Source organism: Rhodovulum sp. 12E13 (assembly GCF_003340565.1).
Taxonomy (GTDB): Bacteria; Pseudomonadota; Alphaproteobacteria; order Rhodobacterales; family Rhodobacteraceae; genus HLUCCA09.
Genome location: NZ_QPLK01000019.1, coordinates 47,846 through 68,341 on the forward strand (window position 1 = coordinate 47,846; position 20,496 = coordinate 68,341).

A 20,496-nucleotide genomic window follows, 5' to 3' on the forward strand; every position below is an offset into this window, starting at 1 on the left:
TTACTGCGCGAGGCCCAACTGCTCGAGAAGCTCGCCATAGCGCTGATACTCGGCGGCGAGGTAGGCGTCGTAGTCGGCGGCGCCGAGATAGGCCGGGTTCACCCCGCTCTGCTCGACATAGGCGTTGAACGAATCTGAGCGGAAGGCGGCCTCGAAGCAGGAATTGAGCGCCTCCACCCGGTCGGCGGGCGTGCCGGCCGGCACCGCGAGGCCGAAGATCGAGCCGCCGGTGACGTCGATGCCCTGCTCCGCGAGTGTCGGCGTGTCGGGCAGGATCGCGATGCGGCTGTCGCTTGCGACGCCGAGCGGCACCAGCGCCTCCTCGGCCACCTGGCCCACGACGTTCGAGGCGTTCGTGACCAGCAGATCGACCTCGCCGCTCAGGGCCGCCGGAATCGCCATGGCGTCGCCCTGGTAGGGGATGTTGACGAGCTGCCCCGTCACGCCCGTGTTGCGCGCCATGTCCTCGAAGGTGATCGCGTAGGGGCTGGCCGGACCGGAGGTGGCGACCCGGATAGTCTCGCCGCCCTTGGCCGCGTCGACGACGTCCTGCAGCGAATCGTAGGGCGGGTCAGGCGTGACGAAGAAACCGTGGGGGTCGAAGACGAAGCGCATGACGGCGCTGAAGTCCTGGTGCGTGATGTCGCTCAGGCCCATGTGCGAGACGGCGCTGATCTCCGTCGGCGTCGTGGCGATCGTGTAGCCGTCGGCGTCGGAGTTGCGCACCGTGTCGAGCGCGATCACCCCCGAGCCGCCCGGCTGGTTGGTGATGACGATCTCGGTGCCGCAGGTCTCCTCGGCCGCGGCGGCGAGCGCGCGCGTGTTCGTGTCGGTCGAGCCCCCGGCGGCGAAGCCGATGACGATGCGGATCGGCTCGGACGGGAATTGCTGGGCCGCGACGGCTGTTGCAGCCGTCGTGGCCAGAAGCGCGGACAAGCCCGTGCAGAGGGCGCGGACGCCCCGGTTCATCGTGGTCATGCTGTCTCCTCCCTTGAGGCGCCCTGTCGGGCCGCCTTCAATTTGTCCGCAATCCGGATGCATAGTCCGTATTGTGAACAGTCGGCAGATTGGCTTTCGTTTCGAGCCCTGTCAACATCGATCGGCGGGGCATCGCTGAGGGGCGGGAGACGGCGACATGGCACAAGACGGGGCCGAACGGGGCGTGCGGCATCCGGCCGGGGGCGGGACGGCGCGGTCCGGGCCGGCACGGGCGCGGCAGGGGCAGACCGAAAGTGACCCGAAGAACTACGTGGCGTCGGTCGAGAAGGCGGTACGCCTGCTGGAGCTTTTCGACGAGGGCGAACCGGTCCTTTCCCTGCCGACGATCGTCGCGCGGAGCGGCTACACGCGCACGACGGCCTATCGGCTGCTGAGCACGCTGGAGCGGGTCGGCTGGCTGTCCCGCAGCGGGGCGGGCTATCACCTGACACTGCGCGTTTTCCGCCTGGGCGCAAGCGCTGGCAACGCGCTGAAACTACGCGAGATCGCGGCCGAAGTGCTGGTCGATCTCGCGGCCCGGGGCGGCGAGACGGCCTATCTGATCGTGCCGGACGGCCTGCGCGGCGTGTGTCTGGAGCGCGTCGAGGGCCCTTCGCTCGTGCGGGTGATGGTGCTCGACGTGGGCAAGTCCCTGCCCCTTCATGTCGGCGGCGGACCCACCGCCCTGCTAGCCCATCGCGACGACCTGCTCGAAGAGGTGTTCGCCTCGGGCCCGTTGCAGACGATGACCGGTGCGCCGCTGACGCCCGATGAGCTGCGCGACACGCTGCGCGGGATCCGCGAGCGAGGCTATTCGCGCAGCGCCGAGGACGTGACCGCGAGCGTTGGCGCCTTCGGCGCCCCGGTTTTCGACGCGCAGGGCACCGCCATCGCCGCCGTGAGCGTGGGAGGCATGCTGAAGACGCTGACCGAGAAGGAGTCGAAGCTGTCGGCCGCCCTTTGCGACGCGGCGGCGAGCATCTCTGCGCGGCTCGGCCATCGCCCCGGCACCTGAAGCGGCCCGTTGCGGCGTGTCGGGCCTCCGAGCGCCGTCAGGCTGCCGAACCACGCCGAAGCGTGGCGGACAGCACCGCCGCGAGTGCAGGGACGTCATCGACCAGCGCGGCGGGGTGAAGGGCGGCGAGCGCCTCGGATGAGTAGAAGCCGTAGCTCACCGCCACGCAGGCCAGCCCGGCCGCGCGTGCCGCCTCGATGTCCTGCGGACCGTCGCCGACATAGACCGCCTCGGCCGGCTCGGCGCCGGCGCGGGCGAGGCCGAGCAGGATCGGCGCCGGATCCGGCTTGCGTTCCGCGGTATCCTCCGCGGTCACGATCGCGGACAGGTCCGCCGGGTCGATGCCCGCCACGGAAAGGTCGATCAGGGTCCGCTCCTTGCCCTTGTTGGTCACGAGGCTGGGCACGCGGCCCGCGGCGCGCAGCCCGGCGATCAGCTCGGCCGCTCCGGAAAAGACCTGCACGAACGCGGCGCAGTCGGGATAGGCCTCGCTGTAGGCCTCGTAGAGCCGGTCGGCCTCGCCCGGCGCGACGAGGCCGAACACCTCGCGCGGGCGCATCGCGAACAGGTCGGCCGGCAGGTCGCGCGGGGGAAAGGGAATGGCCAGGTGCCGCTCGAACACGCGGGCATAGCACGCCTCCACCGCCGCGCGGGTATCGACGAGCGTGCCATCGAGATCGAACATGACGTGGCGGGCCTCGCCCGGCCGACGCGGGACGCTCATGCGCCGCCCTCCAGCAGACGCGCCCGGTGCTGCCAGAGCGGGATCAGCGCATCGCCCAGCGCATCGAAGAGCGGCGCCCCGCGCGCGTAGGCCGCGACCAGCGCCGGGTCGGGCACCTCGTCGGCGCCCGTCTGCACCATCGCGCGGGTCGCGGCCGCGAGATCGGCGTGTGCGCCCGCCGCCACCGCGCCCAGCATCGCCACGCCGAGCGCGCCGGTCTCCTCCGTCTCTATGGTGCGAAGCGGCCGGTCCATGACTCCGGCGCAGATCGCCCGCCACGTGGCCGAGCGCGCGCCCCCGCCGGTGATCCGGATCTCCGACACCTCGGCGCCGAGCGCGGCGTAGCACTGCCGCATCGAGAAGGCGACGCCCTCCATGACCGCGCGCACGATCTCGGCGGGCGTGGTGGAGGTGTCGAGGCCGTAGATCGACGCGCGCGCGGCCGGGTCGAAGCGCGGCGCCGACATGCCCGACGTGTTGAGGTAGGGGTGCGCGATCAGCCCCCGCGCGAGCGGCGGTACCGCCGCCACTTCGCGCTCGAGCGCGGCGAAGAAGGCGGGGCCGCGCCCGCCCTCGGCCTCGAGCAGCCCCCCGCAGAACATCTCGGCCGCCCAGTCGAGGCAGAGCGTGCCGCCCCCGGTGTTGGCCATCAGCCGCTGCCACGCCCCGCCCGGCATCAGGAAGAGAAAGCCGACGCCTTCGGGCTCGGTCAGGGGGCGGTCGGTGGTCAGGTTGTTCATGAAGCTGGTGCCGATCACCGTCACGGCCTGCCCCGGCGCGGTCGCGCCCGCTCCGAGGGCTGCCGCCACCGCGTCGCCCGCCCCCGAGACGACGAGCGTGCCCTCGCGTAACCCGAGCTGATCGGCGGCCTCGGCGGTCAGGGGGCCGACGGGGGCGCCGGTCGGCAGTACCTCGGGCAACATGTCCGCGGCCTCGTCGATGCCGGCACGTGCGAGCAGCTCGGGCGACAGGGCGCGGGCACGGGTATCGCAGGGAAAGAACGACAGGTCGGACTCGTCGGTCGCGCGGCGGCCGGTGAGCCGATAGTTGACGTAATCCTTGGCGAAGAACAGCGTGCCGATCGCGCCGTATCGCTCGGGCTCGTGCCGCTTGAGCCATGCAAGCAGCGCGAGCGGAACGCCGGGGATCGGGGCGTTCCCCGATACCTGCCCGATCCGCGCGACAAGGCCCTCGCGCTCCCATTCGCCGAGCAGCCCGGCGGCGCGCGAGTCCGGCCAGGCGATGGCGTGGCCGAGCGGCGCGCCCGCGGCGTCGAGCGCCCAGACGCCGCCCATGTGCCCCGAGACGCCGATGGCCGCCACGTCTTCGGGCGCCACGCCGGCCTCAGCGACCGCGCCACGGATGCAGGCGACGACGCCCTCGAACATCGCCTCCATGTCCTCCTCGTGCCAGCCGGGGCGCGGGTGGAGCGCACGCGTCGGGCGGCTTGCCTCGCCGAGAACGCGCCCGCACCCCGCGTCGAACACGACCGCCTTGGTGGCGCTCGTCCCCTTGTCGATCCCGATCACGCAGGTCATGGGGCCCCTCCCTCGGCAGGGACCGCCGCGACAAGGCCCGAGCGTGCCTCGGACAGCCCGCGGTAGACGTCGCGACAGTCGCGGTAGAGCCCGAACCAGCCCTCGTAGTCGGCCACCGCCACGGGATCGGGATCGTAGGTCGCGGCAATCGACACCGCTCGGGCCTGCGCCGTGGCGAGATCGGGCCAGAGGCCGGTGGCGACGCCGGCAAGCAGCCCGACGCCGAGTGCGCCGGTCTGGTCGGTCGTGCAGACCTGCACCGGCAGCCCGCAGATATCGGCGAACATCTGCGCCCACACCGGGCTGCGCGCGCCGCCGCCGGTCAGCGTCAGCGAGGCGCGCGTGCCGGGCATCGCGGCAAAGCAGTCGCGCGTCGAATAGGCGAGCGCCTCGAAGATCGCGCGCAGCAGGTGGGCGCGGCCGGTCTGGCTGCTCATCCCGAAGAAGGCGCCGCGCGCGCGCGGGTCGTAGAACGGCGCCAGCACGCCGGCGGGGTTGAGGTAGGGAACCAGCACGACGCCCTCGGCGCCCCGCCGCACGGCGGCGACCTCGGCGCCGAGGGCGTCGAAATCCCACGCTCCGTCAGGGCGCTTCGGCCCGCCGAACCGGTCGAGGAACCAGTCGAGCGTGATCGTGCCCGACGTGTTGGGCAGGATGCGCACGTAGCGCGCCCCCGGCATCGCGAAGAGGAAGCCGAGCCCGTCCGGCGCCCGGCCGGGCGCGTCGAGGACGGTCGAGTTGAGGCAGGAGGTGCCGAGCACGGTCACCGCATCACCCGGTGCCGAGCGGCCCGCGCCGATCAGGTTGGCCACCGCGTCGCCCAGTCCGGTGACGACAGGCGTGCCTTCGGCCAGCCCCGTGGCGGTTGCGGCCTCGGCCGTGACCGCTCCCGCGATGACATCGGAAGGCAGGATCGGCGGCATGGTCGCGGCCCAGTCCTCGACCCCCATCAGCGCCATCAACTCGGCCGAATGGCTGCGCCGGTCGATGTCGCCCGGCATGAACGACACGTCGGAGGGGTCGGTCGCGACATCGCCCGTGAGCCGCAGGCGGAGGTAATCCTTGGCCGACAGCACCGCGGCCGCCTCGGCGCGCAGTTCGGGCTCGTGGCGCGACAGCCAGCGCAGGATCAGCAGCGTGATGCCCGGCATCAGGCCGTTGCCCGAAATGGCGAAGGCCGCATCGAGGCGGTCTGCCTCCTGCAGGTCGGCCAGGTCGCCCTGCGCGCGCTCGTCGGGCCAGCAGACGGCGTTGCGCAGCGGCCGGCCCCGCGCATCGACGATCCACGCGCCCCCCATGTGCGCGGCGATGCCCACACCGGCGATATCCCCGCCCCCGATCCCGGCATCGGCCAGAGCGGCGCGGATCGTGCGGCAGCAGGCGGCCCAGGTGTCGGCCGGGTCTTCCTCGTGCCAGCCGGGGCGCGGGACGAGCGCGGCCACGCGCTCCTCCCCGCGACCGCGCACCTGGCCCTCAGCGTCGAACACCACCGCCTTCACGACCGAGGTGCCCTTGTCGATCCCGAGGACGAAGGCCATCGCTCAGAGCCCCGCCGCGTGCAGCGGCACGCCGGGCTCGCCGCCCGTGCCGAAATGCAGCGTGGCCTCGCTGCCGGGGTCGAAGGCATAGAGCGCGGCGGCGTCGACCGTCAGGGTCACCGGCTCGTCGATGCCGAAGGCCTGCCGCTCGGGCAGGAGCGCCGTCGCGCTCAGCTCGCCCACCTGCAGCGTCACCAGCATCTCGTCGCCGATCTGCTCGGCCACGTAGACCTTTCCGGGCAGGCGCAGCGCCCCCTCCGGCGCCGCCTCGCCCGCGCGCCGCAGCCGGAGTGCGCCCGGCCGGCAGCCCAGCAAGAGGCGGCCGTCGGCAGAGGCGAAGCGCTGCGCCATCTCGGGCAGCAGCGCCTCCTGCCCCTGGCAGCGCGCCACCCGCCCGTCGGGCCCCGACAGCCCCTCGAACGGAAAGAGATTCATCGAGTGGACGCCGAAGAATTGCGCGACGAAGGCGTTGGCCGGCCGGTCGTGGATCTCGTCGGGGGTGCCCACCTGCTGCAGGCGGCCGTCGCGCATCACCGCCAGCCGGTCGGTCATCGTCATCGCCTCGACAGGGTCGTGGGTGACGATGACCGAGGTCATCCCGAGCGCGCGCTGCAGACGCTTGAGCTCGCCCCGCAGCCGCGCCCTCAGCAGCGTGTCGAGATGGGCGATTGGCTCGTCGAGGCACAGAAGGTTGGGCCGGCGCACCAGGGCGCGGGCGATGGCCACCCGCTGCTGCTGGCCGCCCGACATCTGCGCCGCCTTGCGGTCGATCAGGTGGGCGATGTTGAGCATCTCGGCCACGTCGTCGACGAGCCGCTTCATCTCGTCTTTCGGGGTGCCGCGCACCTTCAGCGGGTAGGCGATGTTCTGCCGGCCTGTCATGTGCGGGTAGAGGGCGTTCTGCTCGAACACCATCGCGATGTTGCGCTCCTGCGGGCTGCGCGCGACGACCGACGCACCGTCGAACAGGATGTCGCCCTCGCTCACCGCCTCGAGGCCCGCGAGCATCCGCAGGACCGAGGTCTTGCCCGAACCGGACGGCCCGAGCAGACCGAAGAACTCGCCGTCGGCGATCTCGAGGTTCACGTCGCGCACGGCGTGCACCGTGTCGCCGTAACGCTTCTGCAGGTTCCTCAGCTCGACTTTCGCCATCGGGTCCTCCTCAGCGCTGGGTGATCGTGAACGACCGGATCAGGAGCTTCTGCATGTAGTAGGACAGCAGCAAGAGCGGCCCGAAGGCGACGATGCCGATGGCGCCGAGCTGGCCCCAGTTCGGCTGCTGGAACAGGAAGAAGCTGGCCAGGGCCTTGGGCAGCGTGATGACGTCGTCGCCCGTCAGCACCAGCGCGAACAGGAACTCGTTCCACGCGAAGATCATCGCGAGAATCCCGGCCGTCGCCACGCCGGGCAGCGACAGCGGCAGCAGCACGTCGCGGAAGAGCTGGAACCAGCTCGCGCCGTCGACCCGGGCCGCCTCCTCGAACGAGCGCGGGATCTGGCGCATGAACTCGGCGAGAAGCCAGACGACGAGCGGCAGGTTCATGAACGTGTAGACGAGGATCAGGCCGGCATAGGTGTCGAACAGCGACAGCTTCTGGTAGAGCAGATAAAAGCCGATCACCGGCACGATGGGCGGCAGCATCCGTAACGACAGGATGGTGAAGCTGAGCTGACCGTGCGGCGGAAACCGGCGCGCCAGCGCGTAAGCGGCCGGGAAGCCCAGGACGAGGCAGATCGCGGTCGAGAGGGTAGACACGATCAGGCTGTCGACGATCCCCTTGCCACCGCCGATCGCCCAGCCCTCGGAAAAGTTGCGCAGGGTGGGCGCGTCGGGCCAGATCGTCGGCGGGCTGCGGAACAGCTCCTCGTAGGGTTTGAACGCCGTGAGCAGCAGCCACAGGAGCGGCGCGAGCATCGCCAGCAGCAGGATGATCAGGAGGGCGTGACGCCCGGCCTCGCCCCATGCGGTCCGGGTCATGAGCGCCTCCCTTCCATGCCGCCGGCACCCCGGCGGGCAGCCGCGAGGATCAGGCTGGTCCCGACGATCAGCACGACGAGCTGGATGATCGACAGCGCCCCCGCCGCGCCGAACTCGAACCGGTTGAAGCCCAGATCGTAGGTGTAATACGCGAGGTTCTGGGTCGAGGTGCCGGGGCCGCCGCGCGTCAGGATGTAGATGACGTCGAACACCTTGAAGCTGTCGATGAAGCGCAGCACGAAGGCGACGACGATGTAGGGCGCGAGCATCGGCAGCACGATGTTGCGAAAGGTCTGGCGCGGGGTCGATCCGTCGACCCGCGCCGCCTCGAACACGGTCGCGGGGATCGCCCGCAGCCCGGCCAGCAGGATCACCATGACGAGGGGCGTCCACTGCCAGATGTCGACCAGAACGATGGTGGGCAGCGCCCAGTCGGGCGATTGCGCCCAGGCGGGCGGCGACAGCTCCATGCCGCGCAGGGCGCTGTTGAGCGGGCCGTAGATCGGGTTGAGAAACAGGTTCCAAGCGAAGCCGACGACGATCGGCGCCAGCATCATCGGGATCAGGAACAGCGACGCGTAGAACTCGCGCGCCCGCGCCACCGAGTTGATGAGCAGCGCAAGGCCCAGCCCCACCGCGATCTGGAGCGGCACTGCCACGAGCGCGAAGATCGCGGTGATGCCGAGGCTCGACCAGAAGCGCTCGCCCTGCAGCAGCCGCGTGAAATTGTCGATGCCGACGAATTCGATCGGGATCGGAACCGCGAGCTGGTAGGAGGTGAACGAGGCATAGAGCAGGTAGGCGAAGGGCCACACCGCCATGACCACGAGAAAGGCGATCGCCGGCGCGAGCAGCAGCCAGGTCGAGCGCCGTTCGGCGCGGCGGGCGGCATCGGCCGGGCGCCTTCGCGGCGACCCGGCCAGCATCGCGTTGTCGGGCGAGGCGACCATGAGGGCTCCGAGCGTTCGACCATCCGGGGGCGGCCGCCCGCCCGAGCGGGGGGCGGGCGGCCGTTTCGGGGCGGTTACGACCAGTAGCCGTTGTCGATCATGCGCTGCCGATACTCGTCGTAATGGCCGATCTGGCGCTCGCGGTTGAAGATCTCGGTCGTCTCCTCGAACTCGGCCTCCATCGCCTGCAGCGCCTCCTGCGAGGTCGCCTGCCCCGTGACGGCGCGCTGCACGTGCTGGATCATCGACGACAGGTAGCGGTTGGTGCCGGGGATCGAGATGTCGAGATACACCTTGTCGGCGGCGAGCAGCCCCTTCGAGACGTCGGCGAAGTTCTGGGCGAAGCCCGACTCGGCCTGCAGCGGGAAGGTGCTCTCGGGCTTGTCGAACATGCTGGTGCGCCACGGGTCCATCAGCGACTGCGAGAACGTCTCGGCCACCCAGCGGTTCGCGTTCTGCGACTGCTGGATCCAGGCCATGACGGCAAACGCGCCTTCCTTGTTGGTCGAGTTCGCCGGGATGCCCATGGCCCGGCCATAGGGCAGCACGGTGACATCGCCCCAGCTCGGCGCGCACTTGATACGCCCGGCCACGTCGGAGATCGAGGGGTCGGCCGCGCCCTTGGGCATGTCGGTCCACCAGTTGGCCTGCGCGATCTGCCCCTCGAAGAAGACCTGCCGGCCCACGTCCCACGGCATCGCCATGGCGAGCTCTTGCGGCATGAAGGCGGTCATCTCGCGGTAGCGGTCAAGCGCGGCGATGGCAGTGTCGTTGACCAGTTGCGGCCGCATCTGCTCGTCGAACAACTCGCCGTAGCGCTCGCCCTTCTCGGCGCCCGCCTGCACCAGCTGGTTGATGAAGAACGCATAGACGAAGAAGCTCGTGACCTCGACGGCACCGTGCAGGCCCTGGTCGGGACGGGTGAAGAACTCTGCCGTGTCGCGGTATTCCTGCCAGTTGCGCGGCGCGGCCAGGTCGTAGCCGTAGCGGGCGCTGAACGCGGCCATCTCGGCCTCGTCCTCGAACAGGTCGGTGCGCAACGTGTTGATGAACAGGTCGCCGTCGATCATCACGCCGACGGTCTTGCCCTCGTAGATGTTGAGCAGCCGGAACGGCTTGGCGATATCGTCGAAGTTGAGATCCGCGAGCGATCCGATCTCTTCGAGCGGGGTCAGGAACGGCCCGAAATCCCCCGTGAAGTTCGGCCAGAAATCGAACACGTCGAAGCGCGCCTCGCCCTGGCGCAGCGCGAGCAGGTTCTGGTCGTACATGTTGCCGAGCGGGTAGGACAGGAATTCCACCTCGATCCCGGTCGCCTCCCGGAACTCGGTCGCGAAGGTCTGCAGAATCGGCGTGAAGGCGCCGCTGTCGAGCCCGACCCTGACGGTTCCGCTGCCCGACTGGGCGGCGGCCCGCAGCACGCCGCCGAAGGTCGCGAGCGTCGCCGTGGCGCCGAAGGCCGAGGCCCGGCGCATCAGCTCGCGCCGGCTGATCAGGCCACCGGTGTCGATCGAGGACAGCTGGTCGAGCGCACGGGTCTCCGCGCGAACGCGGTTCTTGAGTCGGTACATTTTCTCCTCCCTTGCAGGTTCGGGGCGTGACCGCCCGTCTGCGCGTCGCATTGTGTCTTTTCTTCATAGTCTATACGTGTGACAAAGCCCGCGGCAATCCTCTTATTGTATCATTATGCACCTCGAAAATCTGACACAATCGGGAGGCAAGCCGCGGTCGCGCGACCTGGTCCGCGGCATTGCCGAGGCCATTGCTCGGGAGCGGCTGAAGCCGGGCGAGCGGCTGCCGCCGCAGCGTGACCTTGCGCACAGCCTCGGCATCGCCGTGGGCACGGTCGGGCGCGCCTATGCCGAGCTAGAAAGCGCCGGCCTGATCGCGGCGCATGTCGGACGGGGCACCTTCGTCGTCGGCCCCGCGAGCCGAGGCGGCAGGGGCGGGAGCATCCCGGACGCGGCCGGCGTCGAGACGGAATCCCCCGAGCCGGAGCGGGCGAAATGCGAGATCGACCTGCTCACCTATCGCGTGCCGATCCCGGGATTGCCCGGCCTCGTGGCAGAGACATTGCGCGAGATTGCGGACGATGGCGGCGAGAGGCACCTGCTCGACAACTCCCCGGCCGAAGGCGACGCGCGTCACCGCGCCGCGATGTCCGCGTGGCTGAAGGAGCACGGCCTGGCCGTCGACCCCGCTTCGATCGTGTTGACCAATGGTGGCCAGCACGCTGCCGTCGCAGCCATATCGACGATCACGCATCCGGGCGAAACCATCGCCACCGAGGAGTTGACCGATCCGCGCATGAAGGCCGTTGCCGGATATCTCGATCGCCGTCTCGCCGGCGTGCCCTGCGATGCCGACGGGATGATCCCGGAGGCGCTGGAGGAGTTGTGCCGCAAACGCAGGATCGCCGCCATCTACTGCACGCCGCGCAACCAAAACCCGATGAACACGACCATGCCGGCCGCGCGCCGCATCGCGATCGCCGGCATCGCCGAGACACACGATCTGCCCATCGTGGAGAGCGACATCTACGGCACCCTGTGCCGCCACGACGACATCCCGATTGCCGCCATCGCCCCGCACCGCACGCATTTCCTGTCGAGCCTCGGCCGGATCGCCGGACCCGGCATGAAGGTCGGCTGCCTCGTGTCGCCGCCGGCCCATGTCGTGCTGAGCCGGCAGGGCGTGGGCATGTCCACCGGCACCGTCACGCGCCTGTCCGCGGAAATCGCGACACGGTGGATCATGAACGGCAGGATCGTGGAACTGGCCGAATGGCAGAGGAACGACATCCGGCGACGGGTCGCGCTGGTCCGGGGTCTGCCAATGCTCAGGAACGCGCGCACGGGTGACATGAGCGCCCATATCTGGCTCACCCTTCCGGAGCCGTGGCGCAGCGAGGAGTTCGTGGACGGGGCGACGGCCCACGGCGTGGCGATCTCTCCCACTCACAATTTCGCCGTGGGCCGCCTCGACGCCCCCCACGCGGTGCGTCTCGTCATTTCAGCCCCACGGACGCATGGAGAGCTTCACCGGGGCCTGAACCGGCTGGAGCGGCTCCTGCGCACGCAGCCACGACCGCACGGCACCACCGCGGCCTGACCGGTCCGCGCCCGACGCAAGGGGCTCGTGGCCGCGCATCGCCGCCCCGAGGCCGACCCGCTGTCGAGCACCCCGCATATTGCCATGCACCTCGGGCCCGACCCGCGTGCTCCGGCCGTTTGCGACGGGTGCCGCGGAGCGGAGCAGGAACGCGCTTGCAGACCGCGCCGAGGCGGGCCGGACTTCGAAAACCGGCACCCGGCAAACCCCGATCCGGGCGGAGCCGACGCCGCGGCGCGACCCATGATGATCCAGAGGCGAACCTCGGCACGCCGGACGACCGCGCGGAACCGATCAAGCGCGAGTTGAGTGAGCCGCCCCGCCTTGCCCGGAGCGTGTTTCGTACAAGCCCGCGGCCTCCGCCGACCAGATCACCGCATGGCGGGACGCGGTGACGGACATGTGCGAGACGAGCGCGGACGTGCTCCGGTCTCCTTCGGCCGCACCCTCCATCGGCAGCGGGCCAACCAACCCGACGCCGCTCTCGTCGCCGCGTTCGAGGATATCGACACCTTCCGGAGCCATGTCGGCAGCGACAAGCTCACCGCCCGTGTCGAGGATCACGCCTTCCACGTGACCGCGAATCTCGCCCTGATCCAGCACGAAATGAAAGGCTGCGGTGCGGTCCGCCCCCCGCCCCGGGATAAGGGCGAACGCGGCCGGGCCACGCTCGAAGGGCCATGCCGCAAACCGGGTGATGGCGCCTGGAACGCAACCGCACCGGCGCGGTTTGCCCCGTGGCCGCCCCAGCCGGCCGCGACACCGCGCAGCCAGCCCGATGGAGTGCCAATGGAGATCACCCTCACCGTGAACGGACGCGCTCAGGCCCTCGAGCTGGATCCGAGGACCACCCTGCTCGACGCACTGCGGGATCACCTTCAGCTCACGGGCACCAAGAAGGGGTGCGACCACGGGCAATGCGGCGCCTGCACGATCCTGCTGAACGGCAGGCGCATCAATGCGTGCCTGACCCTCGCCGCGATGCACGAGGCCGACGAGATCGCCACGATCGAGGGGCTCGCCCCCCCCGACGACCCGGGCGCGCTTCAGGCGGCCTTTCTGCATCACGACGGCTTCCAGTGCGGCTACTGCACGCCCGGCCAGATCGTGTCGGCGACGGGAATGCTGGAAGAGGCGCGCGCCGGCTGGCCGAGCCACGTCTCGCCGAACCTCGAAGCCGAGGTGGCGCTCGACCGCAGCGAGGTGGCCGAGCGCATGAGCGGCAACCTGTGCCGCTGCGCCGCCTATACCGGGATCGTCGAGGCGATCCTCGAGACCGCCGAGCAGGAGCGAGACGTCGAGCCCCGGGAGGCGGCGGAATGAAGCCGTTCGACTATGTCCGCGCCGACAGCCCCCGGTCCGCCGTCGCGGCGGGAGGAGCGCGCGCCCGGTTCATCGCCGGGGGCACCAACCTGATCGACCTGATGAAGCTCGAGGTCGAGGCGCCGGAGCGCCTCGTCGACATCAGCCGGCTCGACCTCGGCGGGATCGGCCCGGCGGAGGGCGGCGGCCTGCGGATCGGCGCGCTGGCGTCGAATGCCGATGTGGCCGCCGCTCATGCGGTCCGCCGCGACTACCCCGCGCTCGCGCGCGCCCTGCTCTCCGGCGCCTCCGGCCAGATCCGCAACAAGGCAACGACCGGCGGCAACCTGCTTCAGCGGACCCGGTGCCCCTACTTCACCGACACGTCGCAGCCCTGCAACAAGCGGCGCCCCGGCAAGGGATGCGCCGCCATCGGGGGGCACACGCGCAACCACGCCATTCTCGGCGCGACCTCCCACTGCATCGCGACCCATCCCAGCGACATGGCCGTGGCCCTGCGTGCCCTCGACGCCTCTGTGGAAATCGAGGGCGCGGATGGCAGCCGACGCAGGATGACCGTCGGCGAGCTCTACAGGTTGCCGGGCGACGCGCCGGACCGGGACACGACGCTCGAGGCCGGCGAGCTGATCACGGCCGTCATCCTGCCGCCGCCGCCCGCCGGCGCGGCCCAGAGCTACCGGAAGGTGCGCGACCGGGCGTCCTATGCCTTCGCCCTCGTCTCGCTGGCCTGCGTGGCGAAGATGGAAGACGGGCGCATCGACCAGGTCGCGCTCGCCTTCGGCGGGATCGCCCCGGTCCCGTGGCGCGACGGCGCGGCGGAGGAGGCGCTTCGGGGGGAAAACCCCGGGCCCGAGGTGTTCGAGCACGCCGCCGATATCCTGCTGGCCGATGCCGAAAGGCAGGGTGACAACGCGTTCAAGATCCCGCTCGTCAGACGCCTGCTCAAGGCCGAACTGGCGCGGGCGACGGGAACGGGAGATCAGCGATGACGGCCCGGTTCACCATGGACGAGACCCAGCCCCGTCTGCTCGACGAGACCGCGCAGGGCGTGATCCACGAACCGATGGACCGGCCGGAAGGGCGGCTGAAGGTGACCGGTTGCGCCCGATACGCCGCCGAGCACGTGTTGGAGGGCATGGCCGAGGGCGTTCTCGTGCGCGCCCGGGTCGGGCGCGGCCGGGTGTCCTGCGCAGACGAGGAGGCCGTGCGCGCGATGCCGGGCGTGCTGGGCGTCTATTCCGACTCGCGCATGCTTCAGGTGCCGGCGCATGGCGGGGCCGGGACGGCCCCCGCCCAGGGGCCCGACGAGGTGCGCTATTTCGGTCAGCCCGTCGCGCTCGTCGTCGCCGAGACGCCGCAGCAGGCCCGCCACGCCGCCGAGGCGCTGCAGGTGACCTACGAGGAGGAGCCGGGCGACTTCGACCCCGACGCGGCCGGCACCGTCGACCGGCCGGACAAGCGCGCCCTCGACCAGGGCGATCTGGACCAGGCCATGGCGGGCGCCCACCGCACCGTCGACGTGACCTGCACGACCGCGCCGCAGCACGCCGCGGCGATGGAGCCGCATGCCGCCGTGGCCGTGTGGGAGGGCGACCGTCTCACGCTTCACGGCACGTTGCAGATGCTGAAGCACAATCGCGCCGAACTCGCCGACGCGCTCGGCGTCGCGGAAGAGCAGGTCCGGATCCTGTCTCCCCATGTCGGGGGCGGCTTCGGCTCCAAGCTCGGCATCTCGGCGGAATCGGTCGCGGCGGCCCTCGCCGCAAGGGCGCTCGGCCGCCCGGTGCGCGTGGTGATGAGCCGTCAGCAGGTATTCGAGACGACGACCCACCGGACGGCGACTCGCCAGCGGATCCGGCTCGCCGCCGACGCCGACGGACGTCTGACCGCGATCGGGCACGAGGACCGCGTCTACAACCTGCCCGGCAACGCCTTTTCCGAGCCGACCGCCCAGTCCACCCATTTTCTCTATGCCGGTGAAAACCGTCGGATGGCGCAGGAGGTCGCCCGGGTGAACCGGGCCTGCACCGGCGCCGTCCGCGCCCCGGGAGAGGCGGTGGGGATGCTCGCGCTCGAGGGGGCCATGGACGAGATGGCCGAGGCTCTCGGGCTCGATCCGATCGCGTTTCGCAAGCGCAACATCCCCCAGCGCCATCCGGAGACGGGGCAGCCCTATTCCGCGCGGGCGCTGGCCGGATGCATGGACGACGGCGCGCGCCGCTTCGGCTGGGAGGCGCGCGATCCGCGCCCGGCGCAGCGGCGCGAGGGAGAATGGTGGATCGGCATCGGCATGGCCGCGGCCGCCCGTGTCAACCTCGTCTCGCCGTCGCGGGCCCGCGTGACGCTGCGCGAGGACGGCTCGGCGCTGGTCGAGACCGACATGACCGACATCGGAACAGGCACCTACGCGATCCTCAACCAGATCGCGGCCGAGATGCTGGGCCTGTCGCCCGCGCGCGTGGAGGTGCGGCTCGGCGACACCGACCTGCCGCCCGCCTCGGGCTCCGGCGGGTCGATGGGAGCGTCTTCGGCGGGGTCGTCCGTCTTCGTCGCCTGCCGCGCCTTGCGCAAGACGGTCGCCGGCCGGCTCGGCTGCCACGAGCACGAGCTGACCCTCAAGGACGGCACGGCGACCTGCGCCAACCGGCGCGCCCGGTTGCACGAACTGGCGGCGTCGGGGGCGCTGTCGGAGGAGGGCGAGTTCAGGCCCGGCACCACGAAGAAGCAGGTCAGCCAAGCGAGCTACGGGGCGTTCTTCGCCGAGGTCGCCGTGAACGGGGTCACGGGCGAGACGCGGGTGCGCCGGATGGACGGCACCTTCGCCGCCGGGCGCATCCTCAACGAGAAGACCGCACGCTCGCAATGCCAGGGCGGGATGATCTGGGGCATCGGCGCGGCGCTGACAGAAGAAATGGTCTTCGATCCCCGCGACGGCCATGTGGTGAACCGCGATCTCGCGGGATACCACATCCCGGTCAACGCCGACGCGCCGCCCATCGGGGTGACGTTCCTCGAGGAGCGCGACGACCATGCCTGTCCGATCCAGTCCAAGGGTGTGGGCGAGCTCGGCATCTCCGGCGCCGGCGCAGCGATCCTGAACGCGATCTACAACGCAACGGGCCTCCGCCTGCGCGACTACCCGGTGCGGCCCGAGGCCATCCTGAGCGATACCTGAGGCGACCGGGATTTCCCGGTGAGCGCTGCAAGGTCCGGGGCCGCTGCCGGCCGATGCGGCTCCGCAGACGGCCGCGCGGGTTTTCCCATGCTCCCCTCTACCCCCGTCATTGGCGTCTCGCCGTCCTCCCCGTCATCGGCGACACGCTCGAGCGCCGCCCGCTGCCCCGATGCGCCGCCGCCAGCCTGCTCGGTCGCGCCGCACCCCGTCGACCGACCCGGCAGGCGTGTCGCCGCGACGCCCGTCCGTCGTTGCCGGTGACGGCGGCTCGCGCACCGTCGCACCGGGACCGCCGGAACGCGGTCAGCTCGTCAGGGCGTGCGCGACCTCGTCCTGCATGGCGACGATCGCCTCCGTCAGATGTGCGGCGAACGACCTGGCGAGCCGCGCCTGCGTCGCGTAGCCGGGCGCGAGGATCGAAACGCTGTTTCCCACGCGCGGCGCGAAGCGCCGTATCGCCAGTCGCGCCTCCTGGCGCGCGGCGACGTGGCTGTAGGCGGTGATCATGTCGCAGACCATGTAGCACAGGCCGGCCTCCACGAACTGTATGCCCGGCAGAAAGGTCCTCAGTTCCAGGCGCTTGTTGAAACGCCGGCCAGCCTGCACGAACGCCGCCTCGGTCTGGACCGCGGTCGTGTGCTCTTCGAACAGGATCGCCATCGGCTTGCCGTCGAGGTCGTCGGGCGTGATCTCGGCGGCCTGCGCCAGCGGGTCGGATTTCGGGACGACGCAGACGCATTCCAGATCGAAATCGGTCTGGTGGATCGAGGGCCGCCGGGCCGGCGTCTCTGCAAAGCCGATGTCGTATTGCTGCGAGGCGATCAGGTCCTCGATGACGGCCGAGGACCGCATGATCAGCGCAACGTCGACCTCGGGCTTGTCCTGCAGGAAGCCGGTCATGAGGCGCGGCAGGAAAAAGTCCGAGGCGGCGGGGTGGCAGGCGATGCGCAGCCGGCCCCGCTGGAGCGCGCCCAGTTGGCCCAGCGCGCGCTTGGTCCGGTCGAGCCGGTCGAGGATCGCCTCGCATTCCTCGAGGAAGTAGAGCGCTTCGGGCGTGGGGGTCAGGCGCCCGTGCTCGCGCAGGAACAGCGCGAAGCCGACCTCCGCTTCCAGCGTCCCGATCGTGCTGCTCACCGCGGGCTGGGTGCGGCCGAGCGTTCGCGCCGCCTGCGAGATCGAGCCGCTGCGCATCACCTCGACGAAGGTGGCGATCTGCCGGACCGAGAGGTTCATTGGCATAACCCTGATCTATGACCTTACAGATATTTTGAAATTGTTTTTATGACCTCTGTCCAGCCAAGTTGACGTGGCGCCGGGTTGACACCGGCGGGGGAGGACCATGGACCGCTTCTCGAAATACCTTCTGACCGGGCTGATCGGCATCGTCGCGCTGGGCCAGTTCGTCCAGGTCGTCACGCGCTACGTGCTGCAGGTGCCGGTGATGGGGCTGGAGGAGACGATGCTCTACCCCACGCTGTGGCTCTACATGCTGGGCGCGGTGAACGCCTCGCGCGAGAACACGCATATCCGAGCCAACGTGCTCGAGATCTTCCTCAAGACAGATCGCCAGCACACGATCCTCGCCATCGTCGGCGAGATCATCAGCCTGATCGTGGGGCTGTGGCTGCTCTCCTGGGCGTGGGACTTCACGCAGTATTCGTGGCGCGTCTGGAAGGAGAGCCCGACCCTCTACATCCCCACCTTCTTCTCCAACGTGGCGCTCGTGATCGGGCTGGGCCTGATGATGCTCTACACCGCGTGGCACCTGTGGGGCCACGTGCGGACCCTGACAGGAGCGGCCCGATGATCGAGATCGCGCTTCTGGCCATCGGCGTGCTGGTGCTCACGCTGACGCTCGGCGTGCCGCTGCCCTTCTGCTTCGGCGCGGCGCTGATGGTCATGTACTTCATCGGCGACGTGACGATGAAGGGCATGATGCTCTGGGGCTTCCAGCAGCTCGGCAACCCGGTGCTTCTGGCCATCCCGCTCTTCGTGCTCGCCGGCACGATCATGTCCGAAAGCGGGATCGCCGCGTCGCTCCTGCGCTTCGTCAACGCCTTCGTGGGGCATGTGCGCGGGGGCCTCGGCGTGGTGGCGGCCGTCTCCTGCGCGGTGATCGGCGCGATCTCGGGTTCCGGCCTCACCGGCATCGCCGCGATCGGGCCGCTCCTGATCCCCGAGATGGAAAAGCGCGGCTATCCCCGCGAATACGCCACCGCGCTCATCGCCAATTCCTCGATCCTCGGCCTGCTCATCCCGCCCTCGGTGACGATGATCGTCTACGGCTGGGTGACCGATACCTCGATCCTCGCCTGTTTCCTCGCCACGCTGGGGCCGGGCCTGCTGATCATGTTCAACTTCTCGGTCGCCAACCTGGTGATGAGCCGGAAGTTCACCCTGCATCTCGACGACAAGCCGTCCTTTTCCGAGCTGAGCACGGAAGTGGCAAGGCGCGGCTTCCACGCCACGCCCGCCCTGCTGATGCCGGTGATGATCCTCGGCGGCATCTACGGCGGTATCATGACGCCCACCGAGGCGGCCGCGCTCGCGGTGATCTACGCCATCCCCGTGGGCTTCCTGATCTACAAGGGCCTGCGCTGGGAGAACTTCCTGTCCGCTGGCAAGGAGGCCGCGACGGCCGTCGGCGCGATCATGATCATGATCCTGTTCTCGATGATCCTGGGGCAGATGTTCGTCTACGAGAGCATCCCGCAGGAGCTGGTGGGCGCCATCTTCGGCATCACCGAGAACAAGGTGATCCTGCTGATCCTCATCAACATCCTGCTGTTCCTCGTCGGCATGGTGGTCAACGACGTCACCGCCATCATCCTGATCGCGCCGCTCCTTCTGCCGCTGATGAACGCGCTCGGCGTCTCCCCGGTGCAGTTCGCCGCGATCATGGGCGTGAACACGGCCATGGGCGGGGTGACGCCCCCCTATGCCTCGATCCTCTATCTCGGCGCGCGGATCGGCAACGTGAAGGTCACCAAGGTGATCCCGCCCGCGATGGTGCTGATCGTCACCGGCTACGTCCCGGTCGTGTTCCTCACCTCGCTCTGGCCCGATCTCTCGCTCTTCCTGCCGAGCCTGTTCGGCTACTGACCCACCCCCACCCAACGGAGGACCAATCCCATGAAACACTTCCTGACCGGCACCGCTGCCGCCGCGCTGATGGCGCTCTCGGGCGTCGCACAGGCGACCGAGCTCAAGATGAGCCACGTCCGCCCGCAGGACGCCACCATCGACGTCGAGCTGCGCGCCTTCGCCGAGAGCGTGGCCGAGGCCACCGGCGGCGACGTGACCGTCGAGATCTTCCCCGCCTCGGCGCTGGGCGACTACACCACGGTGCAGGAGCGGATCTCGGTCGGCGCCATCGACATGGCCACCCAGCCGGCGGCGACCGGCGCCGACCGGCGCATGCAGATCAGCTCGTTCCCCTATCTCGCCAACTCGTGGGACGACGCCCGCGCGATCTACGGCCCCGGCGGCCCCGTGCGCGAGGTGATGGCCGATCTCTACGCCGAGCAGGACATCACGATGCTCGCGGCCTACCCGGTGTATTTCGGCGGCATCTCGCTCAACACCGACCCGGTGAACCCGGGCGACCCCAGCCAGTCGAACGGCATCAAGGTGCGCGTGCCCGGCATCAAGAGCTTCCAGCTGACGGGCGAGGCGCTGGGCTACATCCCCTCGCCGATCCCGTTCTCGGAAGCCTTCACCGCGATCCAGACCGGCGTGGTCGACGGCGTGATCGGCTCGGGCGCAGAGGGCTACTACGCTTCGTTCCGCGACGTGACCAAGGCCTACATCCCCGCCAACACCCATTTCGAGGTGTGGTACATGCTGATCTCCGACGGCTCCATGGCCGAGCTCGACGCCGAGGACCAGGCGGCGCTCCAGGCCGCCGCCGAGGGGTTCGAGGCGCAGCGCTGGACCGTGGCCGAGGAAGACCAGGGCAAGTGGGAGCAGCGGCTGGCCGACGAGCTCGGCGCGACCGTGGTGGAGCTGACCGACGACCAGCTCGCCGCGATGGCCGCCAAGGTGCGCGACGAGGTCTGGCCGGTGGTGCTGGAGGATGTCGGCGTCGAGTGGGGCCAGGCGATCCTCGACCAGGTCGGCGCCTCGGGCATGTGAGCGCGCGCGCCCCGGCCCGCCTCGCGCGGCCG

At 70.1% G+C, this 20,496-nt stretch carries 18 protein-coding genes; 8 read left to right on the forward strand and 10 right to left on the reverse strand.

The features are described from left to right. Positions 1-978 (reverse strand): tripartite tricarboxylate transporter substrate binding protein, encoded by a 978-nt coding sequence (locus tag DLJ49_RS15540; protein WP_158547484.1) that lies wholly within the window; start codon positions 976-978, stop codon positions 1-3. 157 nt (positions 979-1,135) lie between these two features. Here DLJ49_RS15540 and DLJ49_RS15545 point away from each other — a divergent pair, with 157 nt between their 5' ends. Beyond that, positions 1,136-1,993 carry an IclR family transcriptional regulator gene (locus DLJ49_RS15545; protein ID WP_115394472.1) on the forward strand — a complete coding sequence of 286 codons (858 nt, stop codon included), beginning with the start codon at positions 1,136-1,138 and terminating at the stop codon, positions 1,991-1,993. Between the two features lie 37 nt (positions 1,994-2,030). Here the strand turns inward: DLJ49_RS15545 and DLJ49_RS15550 are convergent, their stop codons facing one another. The 7 genes from DLJ49_RS15550 to DLJ49_RS15580 form a co-directional block, all read right to left on the reverse strand. Continuing rightward, on the reverse strand, positions 2,031-2,717 hold the full coding sequence (locus tag DLJ49_RS15550) for an HAD family hydrolase (RefSeq protein ID WP_115394473.1): 687 nt from the start codon (positions 2,715-2,717) through the stop codon (positions 2,031-2,033). Then, positions 2,714-4,255, reverse strand: a complete 1,542-nt coding sequence (locus DLJ49_RS15555) for an FGGY-family carbohydrate kinase (protein ID WP_115394474.1) — start codon at positions 4,253-4,255, stop codon at positions 2,714-2,716. The genes DLJ49_RS15550 and DLJ49_RS15555 overlap by 4 nt, the downstream gene beginning before the upstream one ends. Next, the gene (locus DLJ49_RS15560) at positions 4,252-5,793 is read right to left on the reverse strand and encodes an FGGY-family carbohydrate kinase (RefSeq protein ID WP_115394475.1); all 1,542 of its coding nucleotides are present in this window, start codon (positions 5,791-5,793) and stop codon (positions 4,252-4,254) included. The genes DLJ49_RS15555 and DLJ49_RS15560 overlap by 4 nt, the downstream gene beginning before the upstream one ends. A gap of 3 nt (positions 5,794-5,796) precedes the next feature. Continuing rightward, positions 5,797-6,945 carry an ABC transporter ATP-binding protein gene (locus tag DLJ49_RS15565; protein WP_115394476.1) on the reverse strand — a complete coding sequence of 383 codons (1,149 nt, stop codon included), beginning with the start codon at positions 6,943-6,945 and terminating at the stop codon, positions 5,797-5,799. 10 nt (positions 6,946-6,955) lie between these two features. Then, positions 6,956-7,771: a carbohydrate ABC transporter permease gene (locus DLJ49_RS15570; protein WP_115394477.1), complete on the reverse strand. Its 816-nt coding sequence runs from the start codon at positions 7,769-7,771 to the stop codon at positions 6,956-6,958. After that, a complete protein-coding gene (locus tag DLJ49_RS15575; protein WP_115394478.1) occupies positions 7,768-8,721 on the reverse strand; it encodes a carbohydrate ABC transporter permease in 954 nt (317 codons plus the stop codon). Before DLJ49_RS15575 ends, DLJ49_RS15570 begins: the two co-directional genes overlap by 4 nt. 74 nt (positions 8,722-8,795) lie before the next feature. Beyond that, positions 8,796-10,292, reverse strand: a complete 1,497-nt coding sequence (locus DLJ49_RS15580) for an ABC transporter substrate-binding protein (RefSeq protein ID WP_158547485.1) — start codon at positions 10,290-10,292, stop codon at positions 8,796-8,798. Positions 10,293-10,407: 115 nt separating this feature from the next. Here DLJ49_RS15580 and DLJ49_RS15585 point away from each other — a divergent pair, with 115 nt between their 5' ends. Next, on the forward strand, positions 10,408-11,832 hold the full coding sequence (locus DLJ49_RS15585; protein WP_115394480.1) for an aminotransferase-like domain-containing protein: 1,425 nt from the start codon (positions 10,408-10,410) through the stop codon (positions 11,830-11,832). A 294-nt stretch (positions 11,833-12,126) separates the two neighbouring features. Here DLJ49_RS15585 and DLJ49_RS22150 read toward each other — a convergent pair whose 3' ends face one another. Further along, positions 12,127-12,396 carry a hypothetical protein gene (locus tag DLJ49_RS22150; RefSeq protein WP_199533388.1) on the reverse strand — a complete coding sequence of 90 codons (270 nt, stop codon included), beginning with the start codon at positions 12,394-12,396 and terminating at the stop codon, positions 12,127-12,129. A gap of 225 nt (positions 12,397-12,621) precedes the next feature. Between DLJ49_RS22150 and DLJ49_RS15590 the strand changes: the two genes are divergently transcribed. From DLJ49_RS15590 to DLJ49_RS15600, 3 genes are read left to right on the forward strand one after another with little or no spacing between them, the layout of a single operon-like run. Continuing rightward, positions 12,622-13,155: a 2Fe-2S iron-sulfur cluster-binding protein gene (locus DLJ49_RS15590; RefSeq protein WP_199533389.1), complete on the forward strand. Its 534-nt coding sequence runs from the start codon at positions 12,622-12,624 to the stop codon at positions 13,153-13,155. Beyond that, positions 13,152-14,144 carry an FAD binding domain-containing protein gene (locus DLJ49_RS15595; protein ID WP_115394481.1) on the forward strand — a complete coding sequence of 331 codons (993 nt, stop codon included), beginning with the start codon at positions 13,152-13,154 and terminating at the stop codon, positions 14,142-14,144. The genes DLJ49_RS15590 and DLJ49_RS15595 overlap by 4 nt, the downstream gene beginning before the upstream one ends. Continuing rightward, positions 14,141-16,330 carry a xanthine dehydrogenase family protein molybdopterin-binding subunit gene (locus DLJ49_RS15600; protein WP_115394482.1) on the forward strand — a complete coding sequence of 730 codons (2,190 nt, stop codon included), beginning with the start codon at positions 14,141-14,143 and terminating at the stop codon, positions 16,328-16,330. The genes DLJ49_RS15595 and DLJ49_RS15600 overlap by 4 nt, the downstream gene beginning before the upstream one ends. A 303-nt stretch (positions 16,331-16,633) precedes the next feature. Here the strand turns inward: DLJ49_RS15600 and DLJ49_RS15605 are convergent, their stop codons facing one another. Next, positions 16,634-17,563, reverse strand: coding sequence for a LysR family transcriptional regulator (locus DLJ49_RS15605; RefSeq protein WP_115394483.1), 930 nt, complete (start codon positions 17,561-17,563; stop codon positions 16,634-16,636). A 106-nt stretch (positions 17,564-17,669) separates the two neighbouring features. Here DLJ49_RS15605 and DLJ49_RS15610 point away from each other — a divergent pair, with 106 nt between their 5' ends. Genes DLJ49_RS15610 through dctP form a run of 3 tightly spaced genes read left to right on the forward strand, consistent with a single transcriptional unit; the run spans position 17,670 to position 20,464 of the window. Beyond that, positions 17,670-18,137: a TRAP transporter small permease gene (locus tag DLJ49_RS15610; protein WP_115394484.1), complete on the forward strand. Its 468-nt coding sequence runs from the start codon at positions 17,670-17,672 to the stop codon at positions 18,135-18,137. Beyond that, positions 18,134-19,432, forward strand: a complete 1,299-nt coding sequence (locus tag DLJ49_RS15615) for a TRAP transporter large permease (RefSeq protein ID WP_115394485.1) — start codon at positions 18,134-18,136, stop codon at positions 19,430-19,432. The genes DLJ49_RS15610 and DLJ49_RS15615 overlap by 4 nt, the downstream gene beginning before the upstream one ends. Positions 19,433-19,462: 30 nt before the next feature. After that, positions 19,463-20,464, forward strand: a complete 1,002-nt coding sequence (gene dctP / locus DLJ49_RS15620) for a TRAP transporter substrate-binding protein DctP (RefSeq protein ID WP_115394486.1) — start codon at positions 19,463-19,465, stop codon at positions 20,462-20,464. Positions 20,465-20,496: the final 32 nt, after the last annotated feature.